The 26,583-nt window shown below is 74.9% G+C and carries 23 protein-coding genes and 1 pseudogene; 12 read left to right on the top strand and 12 right to left on the bottom strand.

Going from position 1 to position 26,583, the window contains the following annotated elements:
* The 8 genes from ABH931_RS21090 to ABH931_RS21125 are packed head-to-tail and all read right to left on the bottom strand — an operon-like array spanning window position 1 to window position 12,128.
* On the bottom strand, window positions 1–2,871 hold the full coding sequence (locus tag ABH931_RS21090) for an O-antigen ligase family protein (RefSeq protein ID WP_370115480.1): 2,871 nt from the start codon (window positions 2,869–2,871) through the stop codon (window positions 1–3).
* The gene (locus tag ABH931_RS21095; protein WP_370115482.1) at window positions 2,868–4,178 is read right to left on the bottom strand and encodes an aminoglycoside phosphotransferase family protein; all 1,311 of its coding nucleotides are present in this window, start codon (window positions 4,176–4,178) and stop codon (window positions 2,868–2,870) included. Before ABH931_RS21095 ends, ABH931_RS21090 begins: the two co-directional genes overlap by 4 nt.
* A gap of 14 nt (window positions 4,179–4,192) precedes the next feature.
* Complete coding sequence (locus ABH931_RS21100; RefSeq protein WP_370115484.1) at window positions 4,193–5,677, bottom strand: RtcB family protein; 1,485 nt, start codon at window positions 5,675–5,677, stop codon at window positions 4,193–4,195.
* An 11-nt stretch (window positions 5,678–5,688) separates the two neighbouring features.
* Window positions 5,689–6,894, bottom strand: coding sequence for a glycosyltransferase (locus ABH931_RS21105; protein WP_370115486.1), 1,206 nt, complete (start codon window positions 6,892–6,894; stop codon window positions 5,689–5,691).
* On the bottom strand, window positions 6,891–7,868 hold the full coding sequence (locus tag ABH931_RS21110; RefSeq protein WP_370115488.1) for a hypothetical protein: 978 nt from the start codon (window positions 7,866–7,868) through the stop codon (window positions 6,891–6,893). Before ABH931_RS21110 ends, ABH931_RS21105 begins: the two co-directional genes overlap by 4 nt.
* The gene (locus ABH931_RS21115) at window positions 7,868–9,370 is read right to left on the bottom strand and encodes a polysaccharide biosynthesis protein (protein WP_370115490.1); all 1,503 of its coding nucleotides are present in this window, start codon (window positions 9,368–9,370) and stop codon (window positions 7,868–7,870) included. Before ABH931_RS21115 ends, ABH931_RS21110 begins: the two co-directional genes overlap by 1 nt.
* A gap of 32 nt (window positions 9,371–9,402) precedes the next feature.
* Complete coding sequence (locus tag ABH931_RS21120) at window positions 9,403–10,740, bottom strand: glycosyltransferase (RefSeq protein ID WP_370115492.1); 1,338 nt, start codon at window positions 10,738–10,740, stop codon at window positions 9,403–9,405.
* 5 nt (window positions 10,741–10,745) lie between these two features.
* Window positions 10,746–12,128, bottom strand: a complete 1,383-nt coding sequence (locus tag ABH931_RS21125) for a hypothetical protein (RefSeq protein WP_370115494.1) — start codon at window positions 12,126–12,128, stop codon at window positions 10,746–10,748.
* 229 nt (window positions 12,129–12,357) lie between these two features.
* On the opposite strand from ABH931_RS21125, the gene ABH931_RS21130 reads away from it, so the two are divergent.
* Genes ABH931_RS21130 through ABH931_RS21140 form a run of 3 tightly spaced genes read left to right on the top strand, consistent with a single transcriptional unit; the run spans window position 12,358 to window position 15,355 of the window.
* Complete coding sequence (locus tag ABH931_RS21130) at window positions 12,358–13,623, top strand: DegT/DnrJ/EryC1/StrS family aminotransferase (RefSeq protein ID WP_370115495.1); 1,266 nt, start codon at window positions 12,358–12,360, stop codon at window positions 13,621–13,623.
* Window positions 13,620–14,573 (top strand): phosphatase PAP2 family protein, encoded by a 954-nt coding sequence (locus tag ABH931_RS21135; RefSeq protein WP_370115497.1) that lies wholly within the window; start codon window positions 13,620–13,622, stop codon window positions 14,571–14,573. Before ABH931_RS21130 ends, ABH931_RS21135 begins: the two co-directional genes overlap by 4 nt.
* Window positions 14,570–15,355, top strand: coding sequence for a polysaccharide deacetylase family protein (locus ABH931_RS21140; protein WP_370115500.1), 786 nt, complete (start codon window positions 14,570–14,572; stop codon window positions 15,353–15,355). Before ABH931_RS21135 ends, ABH931_RS21140 begins: the two co-directional genes overlap by 4 nt.
* 9 nt (window positions 15,356–15,364) lie before the next feature.
* Here the strand turns inward: ABH931_RS21140 and ABH931_RS21145 are convergent, their stop codons facing one another.
* Window positions 15,365–16,267 carry an ABC transporter permease gene (locus tag ABH931_RS21145; protein ID WP_370115502.1) on the bottom strand — a complete coding sequence of 301 codons (903 nt, stop codon included), beginning with the start codon at window positions 16,265–16,267 and terminating at the stop codon, window positions 15,365–15,367.
* A complete protein-coding gene (locus ABH931_RS21150; RefSeq protein WP_370115503.1) occupies window positions 16,267–17,274 on the bottom strand; it encodes an ABC transporter ATP-binding protein in 1,008 nt (335 codons plus the stop codon). Before ABH931_RS21150 ends, ABH931_RS21145 begins: the two co-directional genes overlap by 1 nt.
* A 182-nt stretch (window positions 17,275–17,456) precedes the next feature.
* Here ABH931_RS21150 and ABH931_RS21155 point away from each other — a divergent pair, with 182 nt between their 5' ends.
* On the top strand, window positions 17,457–17,924 hold the full coding sequence (locus tag ABH931_RS21155) for a GreA/GreB family elongation factor (protein WP_370115505.1): 468 nt from the start codon (window positions 17,457–17,459) through the stop codon (window positions 17,922–17,924).
* Window positions 17,925–17,980: 56 nt separating this feature from the next.
* On the top strand, window positions 17,981–18,340 hold the full coding sequence (locus ABH931_RS21160; protein WP_370115507.1) for a thioesterase family protein: 360 nt from the start codon (window positions 17,981–17,983) through the stop codon (window positions 18,338–18,340).
* A gap of 7 nt (window positions 18,341–18,347) precedes the next feature.
* On the opposite strand, the gene ABH931_RS21165 is transcribed toward ABH931_RS21160, so the two are convergent.
* Both ABH931_RS21165 and ABH931_RS21170 read right to left on the bottom strand, forming a co-directional pair.
* Window positions 18,348–18,980, bottom strand: coding sequence for a hypothetical protein (locus ABH931_RS21165; RefSeq protein WP_370115509.1), 633 nt, complete (start codon window positions 18,978–18,980; stop codon window positions 18,348–18,350).
* Between the two features lie 284 nt (window positions 18,981–19,264).
* Window positions 19,265–20,227, bottom strand: coding sequence for a DUF4331 family protein (locus ABH931_RS21170; protein WP_370115510.1), 963 nt, complete (start codon window positions 20,225–20,227; stop codon window positions 19,265–19,267).
* A 301-nt stretch (window positions 20,228–20,528) separates the two neighbouring features.
* On the opposite strand from ABH931_RS21170, the gene ABH931_RS21175 reads away from it, so the two are divergent.
* The 7 genes and pseudogenes from ABH931_RS21175 (at window position 20,529) to ABH931_RS21205 (ending at window position 26,509) form a co-directional block, all read left to right on the top strand.
* Complete coding sequence (locus ABH931_RS21175; RefSeq protein WP_370115512.1) at window positions 20,529–20,774, top strand: hypothetical protein; 246 nt, start codon at window positions 20,529–20,531, stop codon at window positions 20,772–20,774.
* 48 nt (window positions 20,775–20,822) lie between these two features.
* Window positions 20,823–21,275: pseudogene (locus ABH931_RS21180) on the top strand (lipid II flippase MurJ); the annotation flags it as partial.
* Window positions 21,276–21,373: 98 nt separating this feature from the next.
* Window positions 21,374–22,693 carry an FUSC family protein gene (locus ABH931_RS21185; RefSeq protein WP_370115514.1) on the top strand — a complete coding sequence of 440 codons (1,320 nt, stop codon included), beginning with the start codon at window positions 21,374–21,376 and terminating at the stop codon, window positions 22,691–22,693.
* A 67-nt stretch (window positions 22,694–22,760) separates the two neighbouring features.
* Complete coding sequence (locus tag ABH931_RS21190) at window positions 22,761–23,240, top strand: MarR family winged helix-turn-helix transcriptional regulator (RefSeq protein WP_370115705.1); 480 nt, start codon at window positions 22,761–22,763, stop codon at window positions 23,238–23,240.
* A gap of 44 nt (window positions 23,241–23,284) precedes the next feature.
* The gene (locus ABH931_RS21195) at window positions 23,285–24,223 is read left to right on the top strand and encodes an oxidoreductase (RefSeq protein WP_370115515.1); all 939 of its coding nucleotides are present in this window, start codon (window positions 23,285–23,287) and stop codon (window positions 24,221–24,223) included.
* A gap of 170 nt (window positions 24,224–24,393) precedes the next feature.
* Entirely contained in the window at window positions 24,394–24,978 is a 585-nt protein-coding gene (locus ABH931_RS21200) for a TetR/AcrR family transcriptional regulator (protein ID WP_370115517.1), read from the top strand.
* Window positions 24,979–25,000: 22 nt separating this feature from the next.
* The gene (locus tag ABH931_RS21205; RefSeq protein WP_370115519.1) at window positions 25,001–26,509 is read left to right on the top strand and encodes an aminopeptidase P family protein; all 1,509 of its coding nucleotides are present in this window, start codon (window positions 25,001–25,003) and stop codon (window positions 26,507–26,509) included.
* The last annotated feature ends 74 nt before the right edge of the window (window positions 26,510–26,583 follow it).

A 26,583-nucleotide genomic window follows, 5' to 3' on the forward strand; every position in this document is an offset into this window, starting at 1 on the left:
TCACTCCTCCTCTTCCTCTTCGTCGCGTGACGCGGTCGGCGGCGCGGCCCGGTTGGAGGCGCGGCGGGCGACGGCGTGGCTGATCGTGGTGAGCATGCTGGTGGTGACGAGGTAGGCCACGCTGGACGCGACGGCGGCACCCACCGCTCCGTGGCGCGGGATGAGCAGGATGTCCAGGACCACGGTGATGACCACCCCGGCCCCCATGCCGAGCGAGTTCGCACCTGGGCGGCCGACGCCGCACAGGTGGGCGGAGGAGACCGCCGCGGCGCCCTCCACCGCGAGGCCCACGAGGAGGATCAGCGCGGGCAGCACGGCGCCGTGGAACGCCCGCCCGTACAGGACCGGAAGGGCCAGGACGGCGGCACCGGCGACGACCGGGGTCAGCAGCAGGGTCCCGGCCAGGGCACGGGGCAGCAGACGGCGGGCGTCGGCGGAGGCCTCGCGGGGCTCCTGGCGCGCGAAGCGCGGGTAGAGCACGTAGTTCAGCGCGGCGGCGGGCAGCCGCATCAGCTCGGCGAACTTCGAGGCGACGGCGTAGACGCCGAGGACGGCCGGTCCGGCCAGCGCGCCCAGGACGACGAAGTCCAGGCGCAGGTTGACCAGCATCAGGACGTTGCCGAGCTGTCCTCGGGCACCGTAGCGCAGCACCTCGCCGGCCATCTCGCGGGTGGGGCGGGCCCAGCCGCGGCCGAAGCCGGTGAGGGCGAGGCGGGTGAGGGCGGTGACGGTGGCGGCGAGGCCGCCGCCGACCATGCCGGCCGCCACGGCCTCGATGCCGTGCAGCCCGAGGGCGAGGGCCCCGGCGTAGGCGGGCAGGAAGAGCAGTTCCTCGCAGACGATCACCAGGTTGGCGCCGCGCATGTCGCCGCTGCCCTGGCAGCAGGCCTTGCCCCAGACGGTGAGCAGCTGGGTGACCACGGTGACGCCCATGAGAGCGATCAGCGTCTTGGGCAGGCCCGCGAAGAGCACCCGCTGGAGCAGCGGTGTCAGCACGAGCCACAGCGCCGTGCCCAGGACGGCCCCGGCCGCTGCGAGGACGGCCAGGGTCGGCCGGAGCCGGCGGTCGTCCGGGCGGGCGGCGAGGAAGTAGGTGGAGGCGACCGGCAGGCCGCAGCTGACCACGACGCCCACCAGCCAGGGCAGCACCCGCAGCAGGGTGTACTGGCCCAGCACGGCGGCGCCGGACAGGCGGGCGACGAGCAGGCTGGCGACGGAGACGACCAGCAGCGCGACGCCCTGGGCGGCGAGGTTGGTCACCACGCTGCGGCGTCCCAGGCCGGTGGGGCCCGGCGCTCGACGGTGTCCGGGCGAGCCCGGGGCGCGGAGCGCCGGGGAGAGGCCGCTCAGGGTGGTCGGCGGCGGTGGCGCGGCGGGCGGCCGGCCGCCCGCCCCGGGCGGGGGCGCGGCGGGCCGGGGCGGCGACGGTGGGGACGGAACGGAGGAGAACGGCGCTGGAGCGGGCGGTGCCGGGCGGAGCGCGGCGGAGCGGAACGGCGGCGCGGGGGGCGGGGACGGGCGCGTCGGCGCCGCACCGGGCGCGGGGAACCTGCCGGACCGGGCTACGAGCTCCCGGGCCGGCCCCGCGGCCAGGACCGCGACGAAGGCCAGCAGGATCCACACGAACCGGAAGTGCAGCACCTGGTAATAGGCCCCGGCCACCGCCATCGCCAGCAGCGCGGCGACCAGCCCCGCAGGCCGTGGCACCTGTGCACCGAAGGCGCCGCGGCCCGGAGGTGCGCGCAGGACCCGGCCGGAGCGCATCACCCCGGCGAGGACGAGCGTCACGATGCCGATGACGCCGAGCGGTCCGCGTTCGGTGAGGGCGGCCAGGTAGTCGTCGTGCGCCTCCTTGGCGTACGGGTACTGGCGGTCGGTCAACAGCTGCTTGGTGGTGCGCGGGCCGGTGCCGAGGACGCCGTTGGAGTAGTAGAGCTGCATCGACTCGCTGATCAGGGTCCCGCGTTGCGAGGTGCTGTTGTCGCTGCGGCCGATGGAGTTGACCAGCAGCGGTTGTCCGGACTGGGCGGCCCAGTTCTGCACCGTGCCGAGCGGCACGGCGTTGAGGGCCGTGGTCAGCAGCGCGGCCGTGGCCAGGACCATCGCGATCGAGGCGACCAGCCCGTGCCGGCGCCACACCCGCACGGCCGCCACGAAGACCACGCCGATGACGAGCTCCAGAAGGCCGCCGTTGGACTCCGACAGCGCGAACGCCCACAGCAGCAGCGCGTACCCCGCGAGCCGCGCGGCGCGGCGGCGCGGACGCCGGGTGGCGTAGACGACGAGGATCGCCACGACCCAGTACGCGGCGGCGTAGTTGGGGTCGCCGAAGGTGAACAGCAGCCGGTTGCCGTCGGCCTCGGAGATCCCTTCGACGGCGCTGATGTGGGCGACGGACGCGAGGTCGAGCAGGGCGGCCCAGCCGACGGCGGAGTAGGCGAGGGCGGCGGTCAACGTGCCGAGTGCGTGCGGGCGGCGGGCGAGGTTGAACAGGGCGGCGGTCCAGGCGATCAGCACCAGGTCCTGGACGAGCTGGAGCAGCGAGGTACCTGGCAGCGGCCCGGCGAGCCCGGCGATGCCGCCGCCGATGATCAGCAGGGACATGGGGAGCACATAGGGCGCGCCGAGGCGGCGGCCGCAGGTCGCGGCCCAGACGCCGGTGAAGAGCAGGGTGGCGAGGGTGAACAGGTCGACGGGCGAGGTGTGGCCGGGGCCGGTGGGCTGCAGGATCGGCTGGAAGACCATGGCGAGCGACGCGGCGACCACGGCGGCCCGCTCCGAGGTGCCGCGCTTCGGCGCGGCGGCCGGCAGCGCCTCCGGCTCCGGGGAGGCGTCGGGGGCGGGGCGCGGGAGCAGCGCGGTCGTCGTCATGGCGCGACCTCCCCGGGCAGGCCCGTGAGGCGGTCGAAGGCGGCGAGGAGGCCCGCGCGGTAGGGCTCGTCGGTGGCCTCCGCCGCGAGGGCGGCGAGCTCGGCGAGGACGGTGTCGCGGGCGCAGGAGGTGGGGACGCCGGCCCGGGCCAGGGCCCCGGTGAGGGAGGCGCGGACGAGGTCCGGGTACCAGCCGGAGCCGTCGAGGGAATAGGCGAGGGAGGCGGCCGGGCCGCCGCCGAGCAGGCCGGCATGGCCGCGGACCCGGTGGCCCGGGCGGGTGTGACCGTCGAGGTACTGGGAGTAGCTGAGCACGAAGCGTGCCGGGTCGCGGACCGGGCTGCCGCAGGGCAGCGACCGCTCCCAGTCGACGACGCCGCTGACGGTGCCGCGCAGCGTGAGGATGTTGCCGGGCCAGTAGTCGCCGTGGACGGCGACCTGGCGGGCGTGGTGGCGGCGCAGGCGGCGGCCGAGGGCGGCGAGGTGCTCCAGGCGTGGGTGGGCGCCGTCGTGGCGGGCCAGGGCCTCCGGCACCCCGGGGGCGAGGTCGAGCGGCGCGGGCTCGCCGGCCGTCGCGGCCTGGAAGGCCGTGAGCCAGGCGAGGGCGGCCCTCAGGTCGGCCCGGACGGCGTCGGGATGCGCGGTGTGTCCGTGGCGGTGGTAGCCGACCAGCATGGGGGTGCCGGGTTGGGCGGTGGTGACCAGGGCGGGCTGGCCGGGGTGGCCCAGCAGGGCGACGACCTCGGGCACGGTGCGGCGCAGTACGCCGATCGGGAGGGTGGCCAGGATGTCGAGCCGGTCCGCCTCGGCGAGGACGCGGGCGGCGGCGCCCGGGCGGGCGGGCAATTTGACGGCCAGCCGGGGTGTGGGATCGGCGGGGCCGAACAGGAGCAGCAGGGTGCTGCCGTCGGGATCGTGGCTGTGGCGCAGCAGCAGGATCCGGCCGTCGTGGGCGGCGAGCAGGTCGACGATGGCCTGTCCGGGTGCGCCCACCGTCGGGCGCGGCAGGTCGCCCGCGCGCGGCGCGGAGGCCAGATGAGGCGTCAGCCGCCAGGTCGGCGGCAGGCGCAGCAGCGCGCAGGCGGCGGCGAAGGCCCAGCCGGGCAGGCGGCTGTGCGGGGGCACGGTGAGCAGCGAGGTGCGCAGGTAGGCCAGCACGGGCCGGTCGTCGAGAGCGACGACGACCGGGTCGTCGCGGGAGGGCAGGGCGACGTATCGGCGGTCGGGCGGGAGCAGGTCCTGCCAGGTCGCGGGCGTGGTGCGGGGCGGGCCGGTGCGGTCCGGTGTCGTCTGCAGCTCGATCGCCATGTCGCCACCCGCCGTCAGGTCAGGACCGCGAAGGGGCGCAGTCGGGCGACGGGCTTGACCAGGCCGTTGCCGGTGAGGATGTCGAGGGCGGCGTCGACGCCGAGGTCGTCGAGCTGCGGGATCTCCTGCGGCGCGGTGTCGGAGTAGCCGTAGCGCAGCGTGTGGCGGCCGTAGGGGTCGGCGCCGGAGCGGCCGTCGCGGGCGAAGGCGCTGATGATGCTGCCCGTGCCGTGGCAGGCGGTGTAGAGGCTGCGCCGGGCCTGCGGGGCGGGCACGCACAGGAACGAGGAGGTGCGGTTGGTGCCGGGCACCAGCAGCGGCTGTCCGGTCCGCGCGAACGCGGGGTGCCCGCGCATCAGCTCCGGGGTCCAGGCGCGGGCGGCGTTGTGACGGTGCACGAACGCGGGAGCGCCGTCGACCTGCTCCTCGTAGACGGAGTTGTGCGGGGAGTCGACGACCAGGCGCAGGGCGGCCTCGTCGCCGAAGGCCTGGGCGGCGAAGGCCCTCAGGGTGGCATAGGTGGCGAGCCGGTAGGCGAAGCCGTAGTTCATCGACAGCCGCTGGGCCAGCATCAGGCGGCGGCCCTCGTCGGAGTCGGCGGCCACCGAGGGGCAGCCGGCGGTGAAGTAGGCCTCGTAGCGCCGCCGGGCGCGCAGCGGGGAGCCGGCCAGCAGGTGGGTGAGCGGCTTCTGCACCGACATCTGGGCGCGCAGCCGCGTCGAGGCGGCCTTGCGGCGCGCGTACAGCTCGCCGATCTGGCTGGTCAGCACGCCGCCGCCGTTGTGGAACTGGAGGGTGACCTGACCCTGGTGCAGGCCCAGGCGGGCGGCGATCTCGGGTTCGAAGACCTCCTCGACCTCCTGGAGTTCCAGGAAGTGGGTGCTGGGGCCGATCGAGCCGAACCGCAGCCGGGCCAGTTGGACGCAGAGCCAGGGCAGTTCACGGCGCGCGCGGCGGGCGCCGCCGTAGCGGTCGACCGGGAGGACGCCGAACTCCTCGACGCGGTCCAGGTCGTGGCGGTCGATGCCGTAGCGGTCGGCGGCGAAGCCGGATCCGGTGACGGCGGCCCGCAGCACGTCGTCGCGGCTGAGCTCGGGGTGCCAGCCGGGCGGGTCCGGGTAGCGCTCGCGGACACGCCGGTAGAAGTCGGTGACGGCGGCGGGGCCGGGGCGTTCGATGTCGAGGGTGGCCAGCGCCATGCCGCAGTTGAGGGCGGCGTCGGTCAGGGCGGGCCGGATGGCGTCGCGGGTGGCTACAGCGATGCTGGAGGGCATCTCGGACTTCTCCTTGTGGCAGAAGTCCGGCAGCACCACGGGCGGGGCGGCGAGGTCGGCGGTCGCGGTGCCGTCGCGCAGCCTGGCCAGCAGCGCCGGATCGGCGCGGGCGTCGGGGCTGTCGAAGACGGTGAGGTCGTCGGCCGGGCCCAGTGGCGCGAAGGGGCGCGTGGGGTCGGAGCCGGTGCGGGCGCCCGGGTGGGCGGAGAACACGTCGATGCGCATGTCCCCTCCTGCTACTGGAAGACGGCGTGGTGGCGGTCGACGGGCCCGGGGTGGTTCCCGGACGGCGCGTCGAGGGGTGTGGCCTGCGGCGCGCCGTCGCTGTAGACGGCGGTCAGGGTCTCGCCGAGGGCGCGTTCGGTGAAGCGGTCGTCGATGCGGGCGTGGGCGGCGGCCGCCATGCGCGCGGCGTCGGCGGGCCGGTCGAGCAGGTACCCGATCGCGGCCGCCAGCTGCCCGGGGCGCTCGGGCAGGACCAGCAGCCCCGACTCACCGGGGCAGACCACGTCCGGCACGGAGTTGACGGCGGTGGCCACGACGGGGACGCCGCAGACCATGGCCTCGCAGATCGCCACAGGCAGCCCCTCGTAGCGGCTGGGCAGGGCGAAGACGTCGAAGGCGGGCAGCAGGTCGGGCACGTCACCGCGTTCGCCCGCGAGGACGAGGCGGGCCCGGGGCCTTGCCTCGCGGGCCAGCGCGGTCATGCGGTCGGCCAGTTCGCCGCCGCCGATCCAGACCCCGGTCACGTCCGGCCGGTCCAGGGCGAGGAGGGCGGCGACGAAGTCCTCGGGTGCCTTCTGGTAGGAGAGGCGGCCCACCGCGCCGACGACCGGCCCGTCGGCCGTCAGGCCGAGGGCGCGGCGGGCACGGGTGCGGGTCTGCGGGGTCACGGTGGTCGCGCCCGTGGGCACCGGGATGGCGATCGTGCGCACCCGTTCGGGGCCGACCAGTCCGCGCCGCACCGCCTCGACGGAGACGGCGGTGCCCACGCACAGCGCCACGTCCGTGAAGCGGCCGACGCGCCGTTCGATACGGACGTAGGCCTCACGGCGGGCGGCGGACTGGAACTCGTGGAACGGGAAGCCGTGGAAGGTGTGCACGATGCGCGGCACACCCGCGCGGTGGGCGGCGGTGCGTCCCAGCACGCCCGCCTTGGAGCTGTGGGTGTGCACGACGTCGAAGCCGCGCCGCGCGAAGAGGCGGGTGAGGCGGTGCAGGGCGAGCAGGTCGTCGCGGGGGGCGATGGGCGCGCGCAGGGACGGTTCGAGCAGCACCTCCAGGCCTGCGGCCCGTGCCTCGTCGATCAGCCGGTCGCCGCTGCCGGCGACGAAGGTGACGGTGTAACGGCTCGGGTCCAGGGCGAGGGCACCGCGCAGGGCGACCACCCCGGCACCGGCCTGCATCCGGGTGATGACGGTGGCGATCCGCAGCGCGGTCATGACATGACCGCCGAGGCGTCGGCGAGCAGTTCGGCCAGGCCCGCGCTCGGGGCTGCGCCGAGCACGATCTCGTAGGCGGGCAGCCGGGCGGCGAGTTGGGCGGCGGTCTCGGCGACCTCCGGGTGGCTCGGGCCGATGCCGGTGCCCAGCGCCAGGGCAGCGGCGAAGGCCCAGTAGCGGCGCAGTTCACCGGCCATGTAGGTGCCCGCGGTGACGGCGCGCGCGGCGGCGGTCGGCGCGAGCGGGTTGACCACCGGCCAGGCGGCGTTGGAGCGCCGCAGCACCACCAGCCGGTCCGGGCGCAGCGCGTCGACGCGGCCGGGCAGGGAGCGTTCGCTGCGTCCGTAGGCCATCCGGCGGCCACCGCCGCCCTCGACGCGGACGGGCTCGATCAGGCCGTGGGCCCAGATGCCGTCGCTGACGCAGAGGTTGTCCGAGCAGGCGTGCTCCCCGGCCGCGACGGCCTGGAGCAGCAGCGTGGAGCGGCCGATGCCGCCGGGTCCGGCCAGCAGGCAGGTGGCGTCGCCGACGGTGACGGCGGCGGCGTGCAGCGGGGCGCGGCCACGACGGCCCGCCCACCACAGTGCCGGGTACTGCACCAGCGCGGCGCGGGCGAGCAGGTGGAAGCGGGAGCGCAGCGCGTAGGCGGCGGCGTGTTCGCGCAGCGGCGGGCGCCAGCGGGCCTCGACGCGCAACCGGTCACCCTCGACGCGCACGCCCAGGTCGAAGCCGCTGCCGGCGGCGTTGGTGAGCAGCACGTCACCGCGCCGCAGCCAGGCCCCGCGGGTGAGCGGCTCGGCCCCGGTCAGGTCCATCGGCGCGCGCTCGGCGGAGACGAAGACCTCGATGTCGGGAACAGTGTTCCCGACCGGGTGCCAGGCGTCCGGGCAGGCCTCCGCGAGCAGGTGGGCGATCCGCCGTTCGGCGCAGGAGACCACCAGCCGCTCTCCGGCCTGGACCAGTGCGGCGCGCATCAGAAGTCGTCCAGCCACAGGGTGTCGAGCAGGTCGCGGGCGGCCGGCTCGGTCAGCAGCGGCGGCCGGTACTCCGGCAGCAGGGCGGCCATCCGGCGCCGGACGGCGCCGCCGTCGTTACGTTCTGCGGCCTCGTAGAGCTCCTTCAGGCCGGTGTCGAGGTCGTCGGGCAGAACGGCTCCGCGGGTGGCGGAGATGCGCGGGTGGGCGGTGGGGACGTTCTCCTCGGCCTCGGCGAACAGCGTCTCGTTGAGCTTCTCGCCGGGCCGCAGGCCGGTGAAGCGGATCTGCACGTCCGGTTTGCCGACGAGCGCGGCATACGTCTCGACGAGCGAGACCATGCGCACCGGTTCGCCCATGTCCAGGACGAAGGTCTCCCCCGCCTCGGCCATCGCCGCCGCCTCCAGCACCAGGCCCACAGCCTCCTCGACGGTCATGAAGAACCGGTCGACCTCGGGGTCGGTGATGGTGACCGGTTCGTCGTTGGCGATCTGGTGGGCGAGCACGTGCAGGAAGGAGCCGCGGCTGCCGAGCACGTTGCCGAAGCGCACCGAGCCGACGCCGGTGCCCTCACCGGCGTGGCTGCGGACGATCAACTCGGCGAGCTGCTTGGTGGCGCCGAGCACCGAGGTCGGGGCGGCGGCCTTGTCGGTGGAGATGAGGACGAAGCGGCGGGCGCCGTGCGCGACGGCCGCCTCGACGAGGTTCTGGGTGCCCGCCACATTGGACTTGACGCCCTCGCAGGGGTGCAGCTCCAGCAGCGGCAGGTGCTTGTGGGCGGCGGCGTGGAAAATCACCTCGGGGCGGAGCGTGGCGAAGATCTGGTCCACCCGGGCCCGGTCGCGGATGTCGGCGACGAGCAGCTCGTCGGTGTCGAGCAACGCCTTGCCGGTGACCTCCAGCTGGAGGCGATGCAGGTTGGACTCGTCGTGGTCGAGCATGTAGAGCGCGGAGGGGTGATAGGAGCGCACCTGCCGGCAGAGCTCGCTGCCGATGGAGCCGCCCGCGCCGGTGACCAGCACCCGGCGGCCCGCGACGACGGAGCGGGTCGCCGCGCGGACCACGTTGATCTCCTCGCGTCCGAGCAGCGTCGTCGGGGAGACCTCCCACAGGTCCCCGGCGCGGCTGCCGCGCTGCACGGCGGCGTGGAAGGCCGGCAGGTAACGCACCCGGGCGCCGGAGTCGGCGGCCTGGCGCAGCAGCGCGGCCAGTTCGAGCGGCGGCAGGGAGGGGATGGCGACGATCACCACGTCGACCGCCTCGCCCTGCACGACGGAGGCCAGGGCTGAGAGCGGGCCGAGGACGGGGAGCCGGTCGACGCGGCGCTTGGCGGGATCGTCGTCGAGGAAGCCGAAGGGGGCCAGACCGTAGGAGGGGGTCTCGAGCAGGTCGTGGGCGAGGGTGCGGCCCGCGTCGCCCGCGCCGACGATCAGCGTGCGGCAGCCCTGGGGCCGCAGGGTGCGGGGGCGGCGGCTGTGGTGGTCGCGGTGCACGAGTTGCATGGTCGTCTCTCCGGTTCGGCCGGCTCGGCCGGTCAGCCCGCCGGGACCGGGGCGGGCCCGGCGATGGTGGCGCGGTCGGTGGCGCGGCGGTCGGCGTGGTGGGTCAGGGCGCAGTGGTAGGCGCGCAGCAGGCCCCGGGCGAGCTCCTCCAGGACGGAGTCCGGAGCGGGCCCGCTGCGGCCGGACGCCACCGGCGTCCGCAGGTGCGGAAGATCGCCGGCCAGGTAGGCGTGGACGGCCTCGGCCACGGCGGCCGGGGCGGGCGGGACGACGAAGCCGTTGCGGCCGGAGCGCACCAGCTCCGCCGTGCTGTCGGTCGTCACCGCGATGACCGGCACTCCGGCCGCGACCGCGGCGACACCGGGGTTGGCCGCGGTCAGGTTACGCCGCCCGGCGACGAACAGGTCGGCGGCGGCCAGCAGTTCGGGGAAGGCTGGGACGTGCGCGTCGGCGGCGCCGAGGTCCACGGCCACGCACCCTGGTCGGCCGGCCCGCGCGGCGCCGAGCCGGTGGTCGAGTGGGCCGCCCGGGTGGCCGCCGCCGGAGCCGGCGGGGACGAGCGCGTCGAAAGGAGCAGCCAGGCCCGGCAGCCCGCAGCGCACGGTCATGACGTCGCGGCGGTCGGCGGCGAGGAAGCGTTCCCACGGGGAGGCCGTGTCGAGCCCGCCGTCGGGTGCGCATTCCAGGACCAGCACGACTCCGGGCGGCACACCGAGCCGGGCGCGGACGGCCGCTCGGTCGACGGACCCGTCAGTGTGGCAGCCCAGTGGCGCGACGATCGGCAACCAGTGCACCTGCTCGCCCGGCGCCGCGCCGGAGGCGACGAGCAGCTGGGCCGCGACGCGGCCGTGGACGAGCCAGGTGGCGCCGGGCCCGACGCGGCGGCGCTCGCGGCGCCCCCACCACCAGCCGGGCAGCAGCGTCCGCGCGGCGTGCAGCGGCACGGCGGGCAGGGTGTGGACCCGGTGCGCGGCGCCGTCCTCGACGTTGCCGCGCGCGGCGGCGCCCCCGCCGACGGTGTGGACGATGTCGGCACCCTCGCCGGGCCGCACCAGGCGGATCCGGCCGCCTGCGGCCAGCAGGCCGAGGGCGGCGTGCAGCACGGCTCCCAGCCCGTCGAAGCCCAGCCCGTCGAAACCGAGCCCGTCCGGGCCCAGCCCATCCTGGCGCCGCCCTTCGTCGCTCGCTTCCTCGCGGCCCGCTCCTTCGCGGCTCAGTCGCTCGAAGTCCAGGGTTTCGTGTCCCGGAGCGCGGTGGCCCGACCCCGCGAAGCCCAGCGTCGCGGCACCTGGGCCCTGGGGAGCCGGTCGTTCGCCGTCGGTCCCCCATACGAGCCTGATCCGGGGGCTCTCGCCTGCCATGGTGGTCATCGGGCTCACCGCCTTCCGCGCCTGCGGTCACGTTCCAGGCCAAGGACGCCGACCAGCGGCCAGCCGGTCGCGTCGGCGAGGTGGCGGATGCGGCGCAGCTCACGGTAGGAGGCCAGGTCCGGCACGACGACCAGCAGCCCCTCACGGCCCGGCTCGTCCCACGCGGCGCGGTCGGTGGCGTCGTCCAGCTCGGACAGGACGCGGACCCGGACGGGGCGGGTGGATGCGAGGTCGGGGTGGTCGGTGAACTCCGGGGCCTCCAGAAGCTGCGCCGCACCGAGCAGCGCGCCTGCTGCGGCGTGCTGGGCCGCGCGGCCCGCGGCCGCGTGCGCACCGGCCCCGTCGCCGTTGAGGGTGGGCTGCTGCGGCCGTCCGGCGAAGCCGCCCCGCGCGCCGAGCTCGCGTTCCAGCGCGGCGGCGACGCGGGCCAGCCGGTGGTCCGGGTCGGGCCCGGTCAGCACCAGGGTGCCGACGCGATGGTGCGCCACGGCGCGGCGGACACCCACGCGCGTCTCGGGCGGGACCACGACCGCGCCCTCGTCGCCGTCCTCGTCACCCTTGCGGTCACGGTCCAGCGCGATGCCGCCGAGCAGGGGCGCGCCGAGCTCCCGGCCGAAGGCGCCGGCGTCGGCGACGCGCGGCCGGACGGTCTCGGTGACGCTCGCCAGCAGCAGGCCGGTGACCAGGCCGAGCAGGGCGCCCAGGGTGACGTCGGTGACCATGGAGGACTTCGCCGGGTGCGCGTCGGAGGGCTGGGAGATGACCGAGGCCGAGTTGTTGTTGATCCCGTTCAGTTCCGCCTGCACCGCGCCCAGCTGCTGGTCGATCGCCGAGAGCTGCGCGGAGAGCTTGGAACTTTCCGCCGTCGAGCGGGCCAGCGCGAGCTGGGCCGCGACCTGGCTGCGCTGCCCGAGCAGCGCCTGCTCCTGGCCGGTGAGCTGGCTGACCAGCGAGGCGTCGCTGGTGGTCTGCGGTCCGCCGTTGAGGTAGGTGACCAGCTGCGTCGCCAGCGCGGAGTCGACCGCGACGGCGGTACGCGCGTCGGCGTCGGTGATCGTCAGGTTCAGCACGGTCGAGGTGCCGACCCGGGAAAGCGAGGTCTCCTGCTCGATCTTCGTCGGGGTGCGGTCGGTGATCCCTGCCTGTTGCAGGGCCCTCTCGACCACGGACTGGCTGGTCGCGAACCCCTGGGCACGGTTCAGCACCGCGTCGGCCTCGGTGGTCGTGCTCGGCGTCTGGTTGGAGGCCTGCAGGCGGGCGGTCGCGGCATAGCCGGGCCTGGCCCGCATCTGCAGTGCTCCGATGACGAGCACGGGCAGCAGCGTCAGCACCATGAGCAGCCGCCAGTGGCCGATCACGATCCGGTGCAGCGCTTCGTTGAGTTCCATCCGCCGACCTCCGATGGCCAACTCGCTGTTGGACGGCCCCGCCGATGCGGTCCCGGTCGTCCCGCAGGACCGCACCGGCGAGGAGGTGCCCTCATCGTGGCAGCGCACGGCGGCTTGGGGCTCATGCGGCGGGGCGAGATCCGCCTCGTACCTTTGCGTGATCCGCAGCGGGCGCCCGGGGCCTAGCGTCAGAGGTCCGGCGGGTCCACCGCCGGACGAGGAGCGAGCCATGGACGTCAGCCGGTCCTTCCCCGACGGTCCTGCGGACCGCGTCTTCGAGGGGCGCCTCGTAGGCGGTTCGACCCGTGCCGGACAGCCCGAGCCCGAAGAACCCGTGCCGTTCGCGCGGACCGAGATCAGCGCCGAGGCGCGGGAGGCCGCCCTGCGGGTGCTCGACTCCGGCTGGGTGACCACCGGCCCGGAGACCGCCCTGTTCGAGCGGGAGTTCGCCGCGTACGTGGGGGCCGCGTACGCGGTCGGGGTCAGCTCCTGCACCGCCGCGCTCGAACTGGCCCTCCGGGCCCTGCGGCTGCCCGCGGGCAGCCGGGTCCTGGTCCCCACTCTGACCTTCTGCGGCACCGCGCACGCGGTGCTGCACGCCGGGCTGCTGCCCGTCCTGGTGGACGTGGATCCGCGCACCGGCATGCCCTCCGCGCTGACGACCGCCCGCGCGGTCGTGCGGTGCGGAAAACCCGCCGCCATGGTCGTGGTCCATCTCGCAGGTGCGCCCGCCCCGTTGGACGAGCTCGCGGCGGCGGCCGGGCTCCCGCTGGAGCTCGTCGTCGAGGACGCGGCGCACGCGCTCGACACCTACGTCGGCGACCGGCCCGTCGGGGCCCTGACCCGGGCCGCCTGCTTCAGCTTCTACGCGACGAAGAACCTGCCGATCGGCGAGGGCGGCATGGTGACCACCGACGACCCGGAGCTGGCCGAGCGGGTGCACCGCGCGCGCCTGCACGGCATGTCGTCGGACGCGTGGCGGCGTTACCAGCCCGGCGGAAGCTGGCGCTACACCGTCGACGAGGCGGGCCTGAAGGCGAACATGACGGACCTTCAGGCCGCGATCGGCCGTATGCAGCTGCGGCATCTTCCCGAGTGGCAGCGCCGCCGCGAGGCCCTCGCCACGCTCTACACCGCACGGCTGCGGCACGTCCCGGGCCTGCGCCTGCCGCTGGCGCCGGCCGAGGGCCGGCACGCCTGGCACCTGTACGCGGTGCGGGTGCTGGAGGAACGCTTCGGCCGCGGGCGCGACGAGCTGGTCGAGCGGCTGGCCGCGCAGCACATCGGCACCTCGGTGCACTTCGTTCCGCTGCACCGGATGCCGTACTTCCGCCGCACCGCACTGTGCCCGGCGGGCGGCTTCCCCGGGGCGGACGCGCTCTTCCCGGGGCTGCTGTCGCTGCCCATGCATCCCGCGCTCACCGAGCGTCAGGTCGACACCGTCTGCCGCGCGCTGGCCCGCTCCGCGCGCCCGGCCGAGGAGGCACCACGATGACCGCGACCTCGGGCTTCCGCCCCCCGCACCGGTCGGCGACGGACGCACAGCGCCCACGGCCGCGCACCGACCGGCCGGGTGAGGCGCGCCTCGGCGGGAACCCCGCGCCGGACGGCGGCCTGCGGCCGGGCCCGCCGGCGCTGGCCGGCTTCACGGTGCTCGGAACGCTGCTCGTGCTCGCGGCGCTGGTGCACGTCGCCGGGATGACCCGGCTGGACCTGCGGATCGACCGGGCCGTGGCGCCGTGGCGGACGGCCGGGACGACGGACGCCTTCCGGTGGCTGACAGACGCCTCGGCCGAGGTCGTCGGGGTGGCCGCGCTGGTGCTCGGGATCGGCGTGCTCGTCCTGCGCGGGCGGCGCCTGGCCGCGACGCGGCTGCTGGTGACGGCCGGAGCCGCGTGGACGCTGGCCCTGGTGCTCAAGGCCGTGGTGGACCGCCCCAGGCCGCCCGCCTCCCTGTGGGTGCAGCCGCCCGACAACTCCGGCAGCTTCCCCAGCGGCCACGACACGACCGCGACGCTGCTGCTGGTGATCGTGGTCTCGGCCCTGGCCGGCACGGGGCGGCTGCGCCGCGTCGGCGCCGTGGCCGGGGTGCTCTTCGCGCTCGCGGTCGGCTTCGGGCGCGTCTACCTCGGGGACCACTACCCCACCGACATCCTCGGCAGCTACCTCACGGTCGCCGCCGTGGTCCTGCTCGTCCTCGCCGTGTTCGCCCTCGCCCCGGTGCGCCGGTGGCTGGCCGCGATCGGCCTGACGGACGGGCCTGCCCCGATGAGCTGGCGCGGCCGGAGCTCCGACGCGGCCTGCCCCTGCCCCGCCGCCCATACGACGCACAGCCCCGAAAACGTGCCGGCGTCGGCGCGGCCGCATGGACACCCGCGTGGAGTGGCCTCGACCACCGGCCGCGCCGACACCGACGCCGACGAAGGAGATGACGGCGCGCGGTGAGCGTCGTGCCGATCCTCCAGTACCACTCGGTCGCCGAGAACCCGCCCGAGTGGGCGGCCCCGCTCTCGGTGAGCCCCGACCGCTTCGACGAGCAACTCGACCACCTGGTGCGGGCGCAGATGTCGGTGGTCCCGCTGCGCCGGCTGGTCTCCACGATCCGCGGCGGGCCCCCACTGCCGCCCCGGGCCGTCGTGCTGACCTTCGACGAGGGTTTCGCCGACTTCTACTGGACGGTGGCCCCCATGCTCGCTGCCCGCGAGCTGGCGGCAACGCTGTTCGTCGTCACCGGCGCGATCCACCCGCCCGGCGGCAGTCCCACCGGCTCGCGGCTGCCTCCCGCGATGATGCTCAACTGGCGCCAGGTCGCCGGACTGGACGCCTACGGCGTCGAGATCGGCGGCCATTCCCGCACCCACGCCGCGCTGGACACCCTCTCCGGGCGCGCGCTGCACGCCGAGGTCGAGGGGTGCAAGCAGGACCTGGAGGACGCGCTCGGCCACGAGGTCGCCACGTACGCCTACCCGTTCGGCTACCACGGCCCGATGGTGCGCCGGGCGGTGCGGCTGGCCGGCTGGGACGCGGCGTGCGCCACCGCGGACGCGTTCAGCACGACCTCGGACGACCCGCTGCGGCTGTGCCGGCTCACCGTGCGCCGCGACACGCCGCTGTCGCTGTTCGACGCCTGGCTGCACGGCCGGTCCGCGCCGACGGGCCCGCCCCGCGAGACCCTGTCGACGGTGGCCTGCCGGCTGCTCCGGCGCGCCCGCGGCACGGGCCGGTAGGGCGAGCCTTCAGGACAGCACGCGGCGGCGGAAGTTGCGCAGGCCGACGCCCAGGAACAGCGCGCAGAAGCCGATCAGCACCGGGTAGACGGCGACCAGCGGCATGTGCGCGGCGTCGGTCAGACCGGCCCGCATGCCCTCGGCGATGTAGATCAGCGGGTTGACCAGCACCAGCACCTGTAGCCAGTGGAAGCCTCCCACGTGCACCGCCCCGAGGCGGGTCCACTGGTAGTAGGTGCCGCCGAGGAAGACCAGCGGCAGCACCACGAAGCCGAACATCAGGCCGATGTTGCGCGGCTCGAAGGTGGTACCCAGCACCAGACCCAGCGAGGTCATGGCGACGCAGGCCAGCGGGATCAGGGTGACCACGACCCACCAGTGCACGCTCAGATGCGCGTGCACGCCGGGGGCGTGGACCACGGCGGCGATCGGGAAGACGATCAGTGCGGAGATCAGCGCCTGCGTCGCCCCTGACAGCACCCGGGCCACGGCCACCAGCCAGATCGGGCACGGCGCCTGGACCCGGTCCTCGATCTCGCGGGTGTAGCCGAACTCCTGCGAGAGCTGGATCGCCACCGACTGGATGCCCTGGAACATGATCGAGATCGCGACCACGCCCGGCACCAGCACCGTCGCGAAGGCCGACTCCCCCGCCCGGCCCGTGCCCGCGCCGACCCCCTGTCCGATGGTCGGGAAGACGTAGAGGAAGACGAAGACCAGCATCAGCGGCTGCATGATCGTCCGGCCGACGAACTCGCCGAAGTTCTTGCGCAGCACGGTCAGGTCCCGCCGGATCAGCGCGCGCAGCGCGGCACGGCTCGCGGCCGCGGCGGAGCGCTCCGGGCGGATCGCCGCCGGGGCGGGCGGCGGCGCGGGGGTGGCGGCCGCGGTCGGGAAGGTCTCGGCGCTCATCAGTCCCGCAGCTCCTTGCCGGTGAGCCGGATGAAGACCGTCTCCAGCGTCGTCTGCGCGACCGAGAGGTCGGCGACGTGGAAGCCACCGGACTCCGCGGCCTCCAGCACCCGCGGCAGGACGCGGTCGCGGCCGCGCAGCTGGAGCTCCACCCGGCCGTCCACGACGCGGGTGCGGACGACCCCCGGCACGCGGGCGGCGAGCAACGCCGCCAGCGCCGGGCCCTGACCGTCCGGGCCCCGACCGTCCGGGCCGTGACCGTCCGGGAGCGCTGCGGCGGCGTCGGGGGCGGCGAGCTGGACGGTCACCTGGGTGTCGGCCTCGATGCTGCGCTTGAGCGCCGCGGGGGTGTCCAGGGCGAGAACGCGGCCGTGGTCGATGATGGCCACCCGGTCGCAGAGCCGGTCGGCCTCCTCCATGTTGTGCGTGGTCAGCAGGATCGTCTGCCGCTCGGCGACCAGACCGGCGAGCACCTCCCACAGGGCGAGGCGGCTCTGAGGGTCCAGGCCCGCCGTCGGCTCGTCCAGGAAGAGCACGGCCGGCCGGTGCAGGATCGCCCGGGCCACCATCAGGCGCTGGCCCATGCCGCCGGAGAGCATGAAGACGTCGTCGTCGGCGTGGGCGGCCAGGCGGAACCGCTCCAGCATCTCGTCGGCGGCGGCGCGGGCGCGACGCGAGGGCATGCCGAACAGCAGGCCGTGGAAGTACAGGTTCTCGCGCACGGTGAGCGAACGGTCCAGGGTGTTCTGCTGAGTCACCACCGCGATCAGCTGCTTGACCAGCGTGGACCGGGCCACGACGTCGAGGCCGGCGACGACCGCGCGGCCGGCCGTGGGGACGACCCGGGTGGTCAGCATGCCCACCGTGGTGGTCTTGCCGGCCCCGTTGGGACCGAGCAGCCCGAACAGTTCTCCACGTCCGACGGCCAGGTCCAGCCCGTCGACGGCCGGGCCGCTCGCGCGCGGGTAGCGCTTGGTCAGGCCGGACGTCCAGATCACCGTCTCCATGGGCTCACCTCGCCGGGCCGACGGAGCCTGCGCCCTCGGCCCTGCGTCCAGCATGCGCTCCCCCGCCGGGGCCGGACAAACGCTGCACGGGGGCGGCGCGGCGTTGCGTGAACGGTGGGAATCAGGTGTTCTGTCACTGTCCGGTCCCTTCTGTTCCTTTCTTCCCTCCCGGGAGCCAGCCCATGAGCAGCGAACCCGAGCCGATCAGCCTCTCCGCCCGCCGGGCGCTCGAGCAGGAGCTCGCCGACCTGCGCGAGGAACGCCGGGCCGCGGCGGAGACGCTCGGGGTGACCGACTCCGCCGGCGACCGCGCCGACCAGGCGGACGAGCTGCAGCGGGCCACGGACGTCGCGCGGTTGGACGCGCGGATCGACGCGGTCCACCTGCGCCTGCGCCAGGCCGCGGAGGCCGGGCCGCCGCGCCAGGACGAGGTCGGCGTGGGCAGCACGGTGACCGTGCGGTTCGGCGACGGGACGACGCAGACGCTGCATGTCGGCGTGGTGGCGAACGAGGCGGACGAGGCTCTGGTGACCTCCGACAGCCCGCTCGGACTCGCGCTGCTGGGCCACCGGGCCGGCGACGACGTCACCTACCGGACACCCACCGGGCAGGCCGCCGCCGTCATCGTGTCCATCGGCGACAGCGGCTGACGTGGGGGCGCGGCTCTTGCCGGCCTGTCCCCGCCCCCGGACGGTAGCCTGACGGCATGCGTCATGAGGTGACCGAGACCGACACCGCGATCGCCCTGGGCAGCGGCGACGTGCCCGTGCTGGCCACGCCCCGGCTGGTCGCGTGGCTGGAGGCCGCGACGGTGCGGGCGGCCGCGCCCTTCGTCGGGCCCGGAGCGACCACGGTGGGAACGGCGGTCCGGATCACGCACCTGCGCGCCACGCCGGTCGGCGGCTGGGTGAGCGTCAGCGCTGAGGTGTCCGGCGGCTCGGAGGGGCGGCGACTGACGTTCCACGTGCGGGCCGTGGACGGCGCGGACCGGATCGTCGCCTCGGGCGAGGTGGACCGGGCCGTCGTCGACCGGGAGCGGTTCCTGGCGGCGGCCGCCTGCGACTGAGGCAGGCTCAGCCGGAGCCCGGATGGGTCGGCCGGGCCGCGCTGAACTGGATCACCACGGGGCGTCCGCGACCGCCCATCGGGCGTGCCTGGGAGTGGCGCTGGACCAGCCCGCGATTGGCCGCGCTGTGCAGGACGAAGCGCAGCCAGTCCGCGTCGGCGCCGATCATCGACGCGATCTGCGGCGCACTGAAGCGCCGGTCCGGCTCGGCGGCCAGGACCTCCATGGCACGGTCGAGGTGCCGCCCGGGGCGGCCGCGACGGCCACCCTGCCGACCTGCGCCGCCGCCCGCGCCGGAGCGGGCGCCCGGGACGGAGGCGGCGCGGCCACGGCCGGGTGCACGGACGAGCGCGACCGGCGAGACCAGCTCGCGCGGGTCCCGCCCGCCGAGGTCCGGCAGGCCGGACAGGCCGGACAGGCCGGCGAGCGGGAAGTCGGGCTCGGGCAGGTCCAGGGCCGAGGCGTCGCCGTCGAGGAGGAGCTGGAGGCGGGCGCGCGCCTGCTCGATGCTGCGCAGCTCCCTGATCACCTCCTGAAGGAGCGCCAGACGGCGCTGCTCGGCGCGCACGCGCTCCTCGAAGATGGGCAGGCAGTCGGCCGGGTCCGTCACCAGGTCGGCCGGCGTCAGGTCGGCGATCACGCCGTGACCGTATTACCCGCCCACCTCACAACTCCACTTTTGGCGGACACCACCACCCGAACGAAGGACTCCCTGCCAGGCCGCTGACCGGGCCGGAGGCCCGGGTCGGGGACGAGGCGAGGCGAGGCGAGCGGCGCGGAAGGGGCCCTTGCGAAGGCCCCACCGCCTGGATGACGACCGGGCCGGAGGCCCGGGGTCCGGGACGAGGCGAGGCGAGCGGCGCGGCGCGGAAGGGGCCCTTGCGAAGGACCCTCCCGGATGACGACCGGGCCGGAGGCCCGGGGTTACGGAGTGACCGGGTGGGGGACGCCGAGGTAGGGGAAGACGGACAGCAGGTCGGTGTGGGGCGGGATGCGGTCGTCGGTGATCCTGCCGTTGGAGATCATGGCGAGGCGGGCGGAGGTCACGTCGTCGCGCAGGGTGCGGCCGTTGGGGTACGCGGTGGGGCGGGAGCGGTCGTAGCGCAGGATGTCGGGCAGGACCGTGCGCAGCGCTGCCTCGGCCTCGGCCTGGCCGTAGCCGCCGGTGTGGGCGAGGACCGCGGTCCACGCCTCCCGATAGGTGTCCCAGTCCTGGGCCGGTTCACCGGCGTTGTAGGCGTCCTTGACGTCCTCGGCGTTGAAGTAGGCGGTCAGCGAGGGGTGGGCGCCGCGGTCGACGGAGACGAGCTCCCCGTTCTCGTGCAGGCTGACGCGCGCCCAGACCCCGATCGGGCCGGGGCCGAGCTCGTCGTCGTCGACCTCGAGCACAATGCCGAAGACGTTCTTGTCCAGGCCGAAGTCGTTGCCGGTCCACTGGAAGTCGTTGACGATGCCGTCGAGGTCGGCGAAGAACGGGTCGCTGCGCAGGCCGGCGAAGAAGCGGTAGCCGCCGCTGCTGACGATGCTGGGCGTGCGCCCGAAGTCGACGGCCGCGCCGGAGATGACGGCCGGTCCGGCGGGCTCGTGACGGCGGGCGTCGGCGCCCTCGGCGCGGTGGACGGTGACGGTCTGGTGGCCGTCGCGCGGCGGCGCGAAGACGAAGCTGAAGGCCAGGTCGGCCTGGTTGTCCCCGTCGGTGTCCACGTTCAGCCGGTAGACCGCGTCGGGGTGGAAGGCGTCGCCCTGGGTCGGGGCGAAGGGGTTGACGTCCATGATCAGGACGGTGCGGCCGGACTCGGCGGCGGGGAAGACGAACACGTCGGTCAGGTCCAGTCGCGCGTCGCCCTTCGGGGAGCGCAGATTGGGACCGCTCAGGTGGTGGGACACACCCTCTCCTTGTCAGCTGGTGGGCAAGCCGGTCCCCCGCGCGACGATCGTGGCATTCCGGCATGCGGACACCCGGTCGGCCGCGCCCGGGGCGGTGCCGCATCACCCGAACGCCGGGGTGACCGGCCCCCTTCGACTGACCCTGCGCCAACTCCGGGACCGGAATCGGAAGTTCCGAAGGCGCCCGTCGAGCGGAGCTCGTATGGCATGGCCAGGACACCCGAAAAGGGCGTCCCACCAGCGAAAAGGTCGACCGTCAGGGATTCCCCAGCACCCCCGTTCGGGCGTACTGTGCTCGGCCATGGACCCCGTGCTCGCCTCCGCCGTCGCCCCCGTCACCACGGCGCACCCGACCGACCCGATCCACTGGCGCAACCACCACCTGACCATCACCCAGACGGTGCCGGTGCCGTGCCGGGCGCGGATCGAGGACGAGGTCGTCAGCATCGACAGCTGCCGGGGCAACGGCCCGTACGTCGTGCACCTGACCGAGCCGCTGCGCGAGGCCCACCCGGTCGGATCCCCGCTGACCGTCCTGGAGGGATAGCGGAGGGATATCGGACATCTGTGGATGATCCGGATTCGAACCGTCACCCGGCTCGGTGATCGCTTCGACTGGCGGGGCACGGGCCTTGGGCGCAGCGTCGCCGCCGCCCGCTGGACGCTGCTGTTCGTGCTGGCCAACCAGGTGGCCCTGGCGGTGGTCACCCGCTTCGCCAACGCGCAGGACGCGACGCGGGCTGGGGCCGGCAGCGTGGCGTACTTCTTCGCGCAGAGCCTGTGGTTGCTGCCGCAGTCGGTGGTCACCGTCTCGCTGGTGACGGCGATGCTGCCGGGGTTGACGCGTGCCGTGACGGAACGGCGGATCGACGACGCCCGCGCCGACCTGTCGCGAGCGCTGCGCGGCACCGGGGCGGCGATCGTCCCGGCCGCGTTCTTCTTCCTGGCGTTCGGCCCGCAACTGGCGGTGCTGCTGTTCGCCTACGGGTCCCACCATTCCACGGCGCCGGGACCGCTCGGGGAGAGGCGTTCGTGCTGGTCAGCCGGGCGCTCGGGATCGGGGAGGTACGGGCGCTGGTGCGGCGCCTGCCCGGCTTCCGCCGAGCGGATTTATTTCACGAGTAAAACACTTGCTAAACTGTTTCCATGCACCACCCCTCCCCCGCCCCCCTTCCGCTGCGCGGCACCCTGCGGCTGCGGCCCGCCGTCGGGCCGTGGCACCGCCCCGCCCTGAGCGTCGCCGTGGCGACCTTGCTGCCGAACCTGCTGCTCCTCGCGGCCGGACGGCTGGACCTCGTCCCCTACACGAGCGCCGGCACGATGTGCGCGCTGTTCGCGCACGCGCTTCCCTACCGCGAGCGGGCGCGGACGCTGGCGTGGGTGGCCGGCGGCATGGTGGCGAGCGTCGCAGTGGCGCTGACAGCGGCGTCGCTCGTACGGTCGGCCGTGGTGCTCGTGCTGCTGGCGTCGGCGGTGGCGGCGGCACAGAAGCTGCTCTGCGACGCGACGCGGCTCGGGCCGCCCGGAAACGTGATCTTCACCTTCGCGAGCGCCGCGGCCTTCTTCCTGCCGCAGCGCCTCCCGCAGGTGCCCGCGCACCTGGCGCTGGTCGCGGTGGGTGGTCTCATCGCCTGGCTGGTCTGCCTGGCGCCCGCGCTCGTACGTGAGCACGGGCCCGCGCTCACGCTGGCCCGACCGAGGGCACCGCGTCCGCTGCGGGCGCACCTGCCGCTCGCCCTGCGGGTGGGCCTGGGCTGCACACTGGCGGGCCTGGCCTCGCTCGCCGTCGGGGTCGGCCACCCGTACTGGGCCGTCGTGACCGCCGCGGCCGTACACCGCGCGAACACCAGCGTCTCCTTCCAGCGAGCCCTGCAACGAACGCTCGGCAGCCTGCTGGGCCTGGCCGTCTTCACCGCGGCCGTGCCGCTCGTCCGCACCCCCGGGGTCGGCGCGCTGTGCGCGCTGCTGCTCGTGGCCGGATGCCAGATCGGGGCGGAGGCGACGATCACCCGCAACTACGGGCTGGGCCAGGTCTTCGTGACGCCGATGGCGCTGCTGCTGGTGAGCCTGACGAGCGTGGAGCCGTTCGGCGCGTTGGTCGGCGACCGCTGGCTGGACACGCTGTTCGGCGCCGCGCTCGGCATGGCGGCAGCCGTGCTGGTGACCAACCGGCGGGCCGGTGAGCGCCTCACCGTGGCGCTTGGCCAGGCGCGCGCCGCGCAGACGCTGGCGCGGACCGGGGTCACCGCGCCCGGCACGCCGCCCGCACCGCCCGCGCCGCCGCGCGAGGTGGTGCGGGCACGCCTCGCCGACACGCTCCACGAGCTGCGGGAGTCGGCCGACGGACATGCGGGAGAGTGGTGGCAGCGACCGGCACCGTCGCAGTCGCAGGAGGTGGCACAGGTGGAGCGCGAGGGACGCAGGATGCTGACCCTGCTGGCGGAGCGGGAGACGGCGCGTGTCTGAACAGACGACGGAGCCCGCGCCGACGACGGCGGCCGCCCGGGGGCCGGAGGACATCGTCACCGGGATCATGCGGCAGTGGCAGCAGGTGCATCCAGGGCTCGATCTGGAGCCGATCGGGGTGATCGGCCGGATCAACCGGTGTGCGGCGCTGCTTCAGCAGGCCGCCGACGCCCAGCTCCGGCCCGAGCAGCTGACCCGCGCCGAGTTCGACCTGCTGGGCACCTTGCGGCGGTCCGGCCGCCCGCTGACCGCCGGCGAGCTGGCCCGGGAGACGTTCGCCTCGGGCGCGGCGGTGACCAAGCGGCTGCGGCGGCTGGAGGAGCAGGGCCTGGTCGAGCGCCGCACCGACGCGCGTGACCGCCGCGTCGCGCACCTGACCCTGACCGAGGCAGGGCAGGCGCTCTCCGACCGGACGCTGCCCGACCAGCTCGACCGCGAGCAGACCCTCCTCGCGGGCCTGCCGCCCGAACACCGTGAGCAGCTCGCCGAGCGCCTCGCCGAGTTGCTGCGGCACCTGGAGGGCAGCATCCCGCACGTGCCGCGCTGAGTCGGCAGGCGCAGGCTGAATGAACATTCATTCGGAGGTGCGCGATGGGCTGGACCGCAACCGACATCCCTGACCAGCACGGCCGCACGGCCCTGGTCACCGGCGCCAACGGCGGGCTCGGCCTGGTGACCGCCAGGGACCTGGCGGCCAAGGGCGCGCACGTGGTGATGGCCGTCCGGAACCAGGAGAAGGCCGCCGCGGCGGTCGAGGAGATCCGCGCGGCCGTCCCTGACGCCTCGCTGGAACTGGTCGCGCTCGACCTGTCCTCGCAGGCGTCGGTCAAGGAGGCCGCCGGGCGCGTGCTGGCCGCCCATGACCGGCTCGATCTGCTGGTGAACAACGCGGGCGTGATGGCGATCTCCGAGGCGCGGACGGTCGACGGCTTCGAGATGCAGTTCGGCGTCGACCATCTCGGCCACTGGACCCTGACCGCGCTCCTGCTCCCCGCGCTGCTGCGTACGCCCGGTTCCCGCGTCGTGACCGTGACCAGCACCGCCCACCACATGGGCCGGGCCGTCGACGTGGCCGATCCTCACCTGACGGGCCGTTACGGCCCCTGGCGCGCCTACGGGCAGGCCAAGCTGGCCAACTTCCACTTCGGGCTCGGACTGCAGCGCGAGCTGGAGCGGGCGGGCGCGCGGACGGCCAGCCTGATCGCGCACCCGGGCCTGTCGAACACGGATCTGCAGGCGGTCAGCGTGCAGGGCTCGGGCGGCGGCGCCTCCCAGCGGTTCTTCCACGCGATGGCCCAGCGCACGGGCATGTCGCCCGACGACGGCGCGCTGCCTCAGCTGCGCGCGGCCACGGATCCGGCGGCCAGGGGCGGCGAGTTCTACGGCCCGCTGTTCGTGAACAACGGCGCTCCGGTGCGCAAGCCGGTCCTGCGCCGGCTCGGCATGGACCGCGCCGTCGCGCGACTCTGGGAGGTCTCCGAGCGCGAGACCGGGGTCGCGATCGACGTGCGCGCCCCGGCCGGCGCGTGAGCGCGGCCCGAGCCGCCCGGGCGGCGGCGGGCAGGGCGGCAGGCAGCACGGCGCCAGGCAGCGGAGCGCCGGGCAAAGCAGCGCCGGACAGCGGGGCACCGGGCGGAGCGGCGCCTGGCGGCGGGGCGCCCGGCAAAGCAGCGCCGGGCAAAGCGGCGCCGGGCGACGCGATGCCCGCCAGGGCGGCCACGGCCCAGGCGCCGGCCGACAAGGCGGCGGCCGTACGCGCCGCGTTGCGCACGCTGGTGGCACGGGACGGCTTCCGCGGCGCGTCGATGAGCGCGATCGCCCGCGAGGCCGGGGTGGCCACCGGCACCGCCTACACCCACTACGCGTCCAAGGACGCCCTCGTGCTGGCCGCGTACGTCGAGACGAAGTCCGAGCTCGGCCGGGCCGTCACCCCGGGGCTCGCCCCGGACCTCGGCGCCGAGGAGCGGTTCCGCGCCCTGTGGCTGGCCTGCTACCAGCACCTGCGGGCGCACCCGGACCACGCACGGTTCCTGCTCCAGGTCGAGCACTCCCCCTACCGCGGCGCCGCCCACCGGGCCGCACTCGCGGACGCGGACGACCCGCTGGTGGCCGAGGTGGCCCAGCCGGTGTTCTCCGGGCGGCTGCTTCCGCTCCCCGTCGACGTCCTGTACGAGCTCTCCCTCAGCCCCGCCGTCCGTCTGGCCGCCGGGGGCGTCGAGCTGACGTCCGCCCAGCTCGACGACATAGCGGCGGCCTGCTGGCGCGCCGTCGGCCAACCTTCCTGACGCAGGTCTGGCGTCGTGTCATATGTGCAATGGTATTGTCGCGCCGTTGGTCGAGGACGACGACGAGCGGAGGCATGCCGTGGAGCGGCACAGCGGTGCGGAGCGCGGGACGCAGAGCCACGACAAGGCGGTGCCGCAGGCACTCGCGCAGAACTTCCGGCAGGGCTGGGCGGACAGCGCGCGGACGCTGCCCCCGCTGCCCGGCGCGGCCTACGCCGCAAAGCGGCGCGCGGCGCTGTCCGAGCGGTTCCCCGGGGAGCGGATCGTCATCCCCTCCGGCGGGCTCAAGCTGCGCAGCAACGACTTCGACTTCGCCTTCCGCCCGCACTCCGCGTTCGTGCACCTGACTGCCGAGCAGGGCACCAGTGCCGTGCCGGACAGCGTCCTCGTCTTCGAGCCACACGGCAACGGACACCACGTCACCCTGTTCACCCGCGACCGCTCCCCCCGCGACGCCGGGCCGCGCGCCGCGGAGTTCTACAGCGACCGGCGGCACGGCGAGTTCTGGATCGGGCGGCGGCGCACCCTCGCTGAGACCGCCGACGCGTTCGGCGTCGAGGCAGCCACCCGCGAGGGCCTGGAGCGCGCGCTCGGTGGCGCCGCGGTGCCGACCCGGGTCGTACGCGGCGAGGACGCCCTGGTGGACGCCGCAGTCGCGCCCGCGCCCGAGGCGGAGCGGGAGCTGCTCACGTTCCTGTCCGAGCTGCGCCTGGTCAAGGACGAGTTCGAGATCGAGCAGCTGCGCGTCGCGATCGACTCGACCGTCGCCGGCTTCCACGACGTCGTGGCCGAGCTACGCCACGCCACCGGCCTGGGACGCGGCGAACGGTGGATCGAGGGCACCTTCAACCGCCGCGCCCGTCTGGACGGCCACGGCCTCGGCTTCGACACCATCGCCGCGTCCGGCGCGCACTCCACCACGCTGCACTGGATCCACAACGACGGCCCGGTCCGCGACGGCGACATCCTGCTGCTCGACGCGGGCGTCGAGGCCGACTCCTTCTACACCGGCGACGTCAGCCGGGTCCTCCCGGTCAGCGGCCGGTTCAGCGACGCACAGCGCCGCGTCTACGAGCTGGTGTACGCGGCCCAGTCGGCGGGCATCGCGGCGCTGCGGCCCGGCGCGCGCTACGGCGACTTCCACGACGCGGCGGTGCGGGTCATAGCCGAGGGCCTGGAGGCGTGGGGCCTGCTGCGGGACGCCGAGGCGGCGCTGGCCCCCGACAGCACCCTGTACCGCCGGTACACGCTCTGCGGCTCGGGCCACATGCTCGGCCTGGACTGCCACGACTGCGCGGCGGCCCGCACCGAGACGTACATGGAGGGGCGCCTGGAGGCCGGCCACGTACTGACGGTCGAGCCCGGCCTGTACTTCCAGCCGGACGACCTGACCATCCCGGAGGAGCTGCGCGGCATCGGCATGCGGATCGAGGACGACTTCCTCATCACGGCGGACGGCCCGGTCATCCTCTCCGGCGGCCTGCCGCGCGCGGCCGACGAGGTGGAGACCTGGATGGCCTCCCTCATGTGAGTCCTTGTGTGACGGTTCTGCCACGACCGGCCGACACGGGGGCGGATCCTTGAGATTTCGTGTCGTACACGGGT

The sequence above is a fragment of the Streptacidiphilus sp. MAP12-33 genome, assembly GCF_041261265.1.
Classification (GTDB): domain Bacteria; phylum Actinomycetota; class Actinomycetes; order Streptomycetales; family Streptomycetaceae; genus Streptacidiphilus.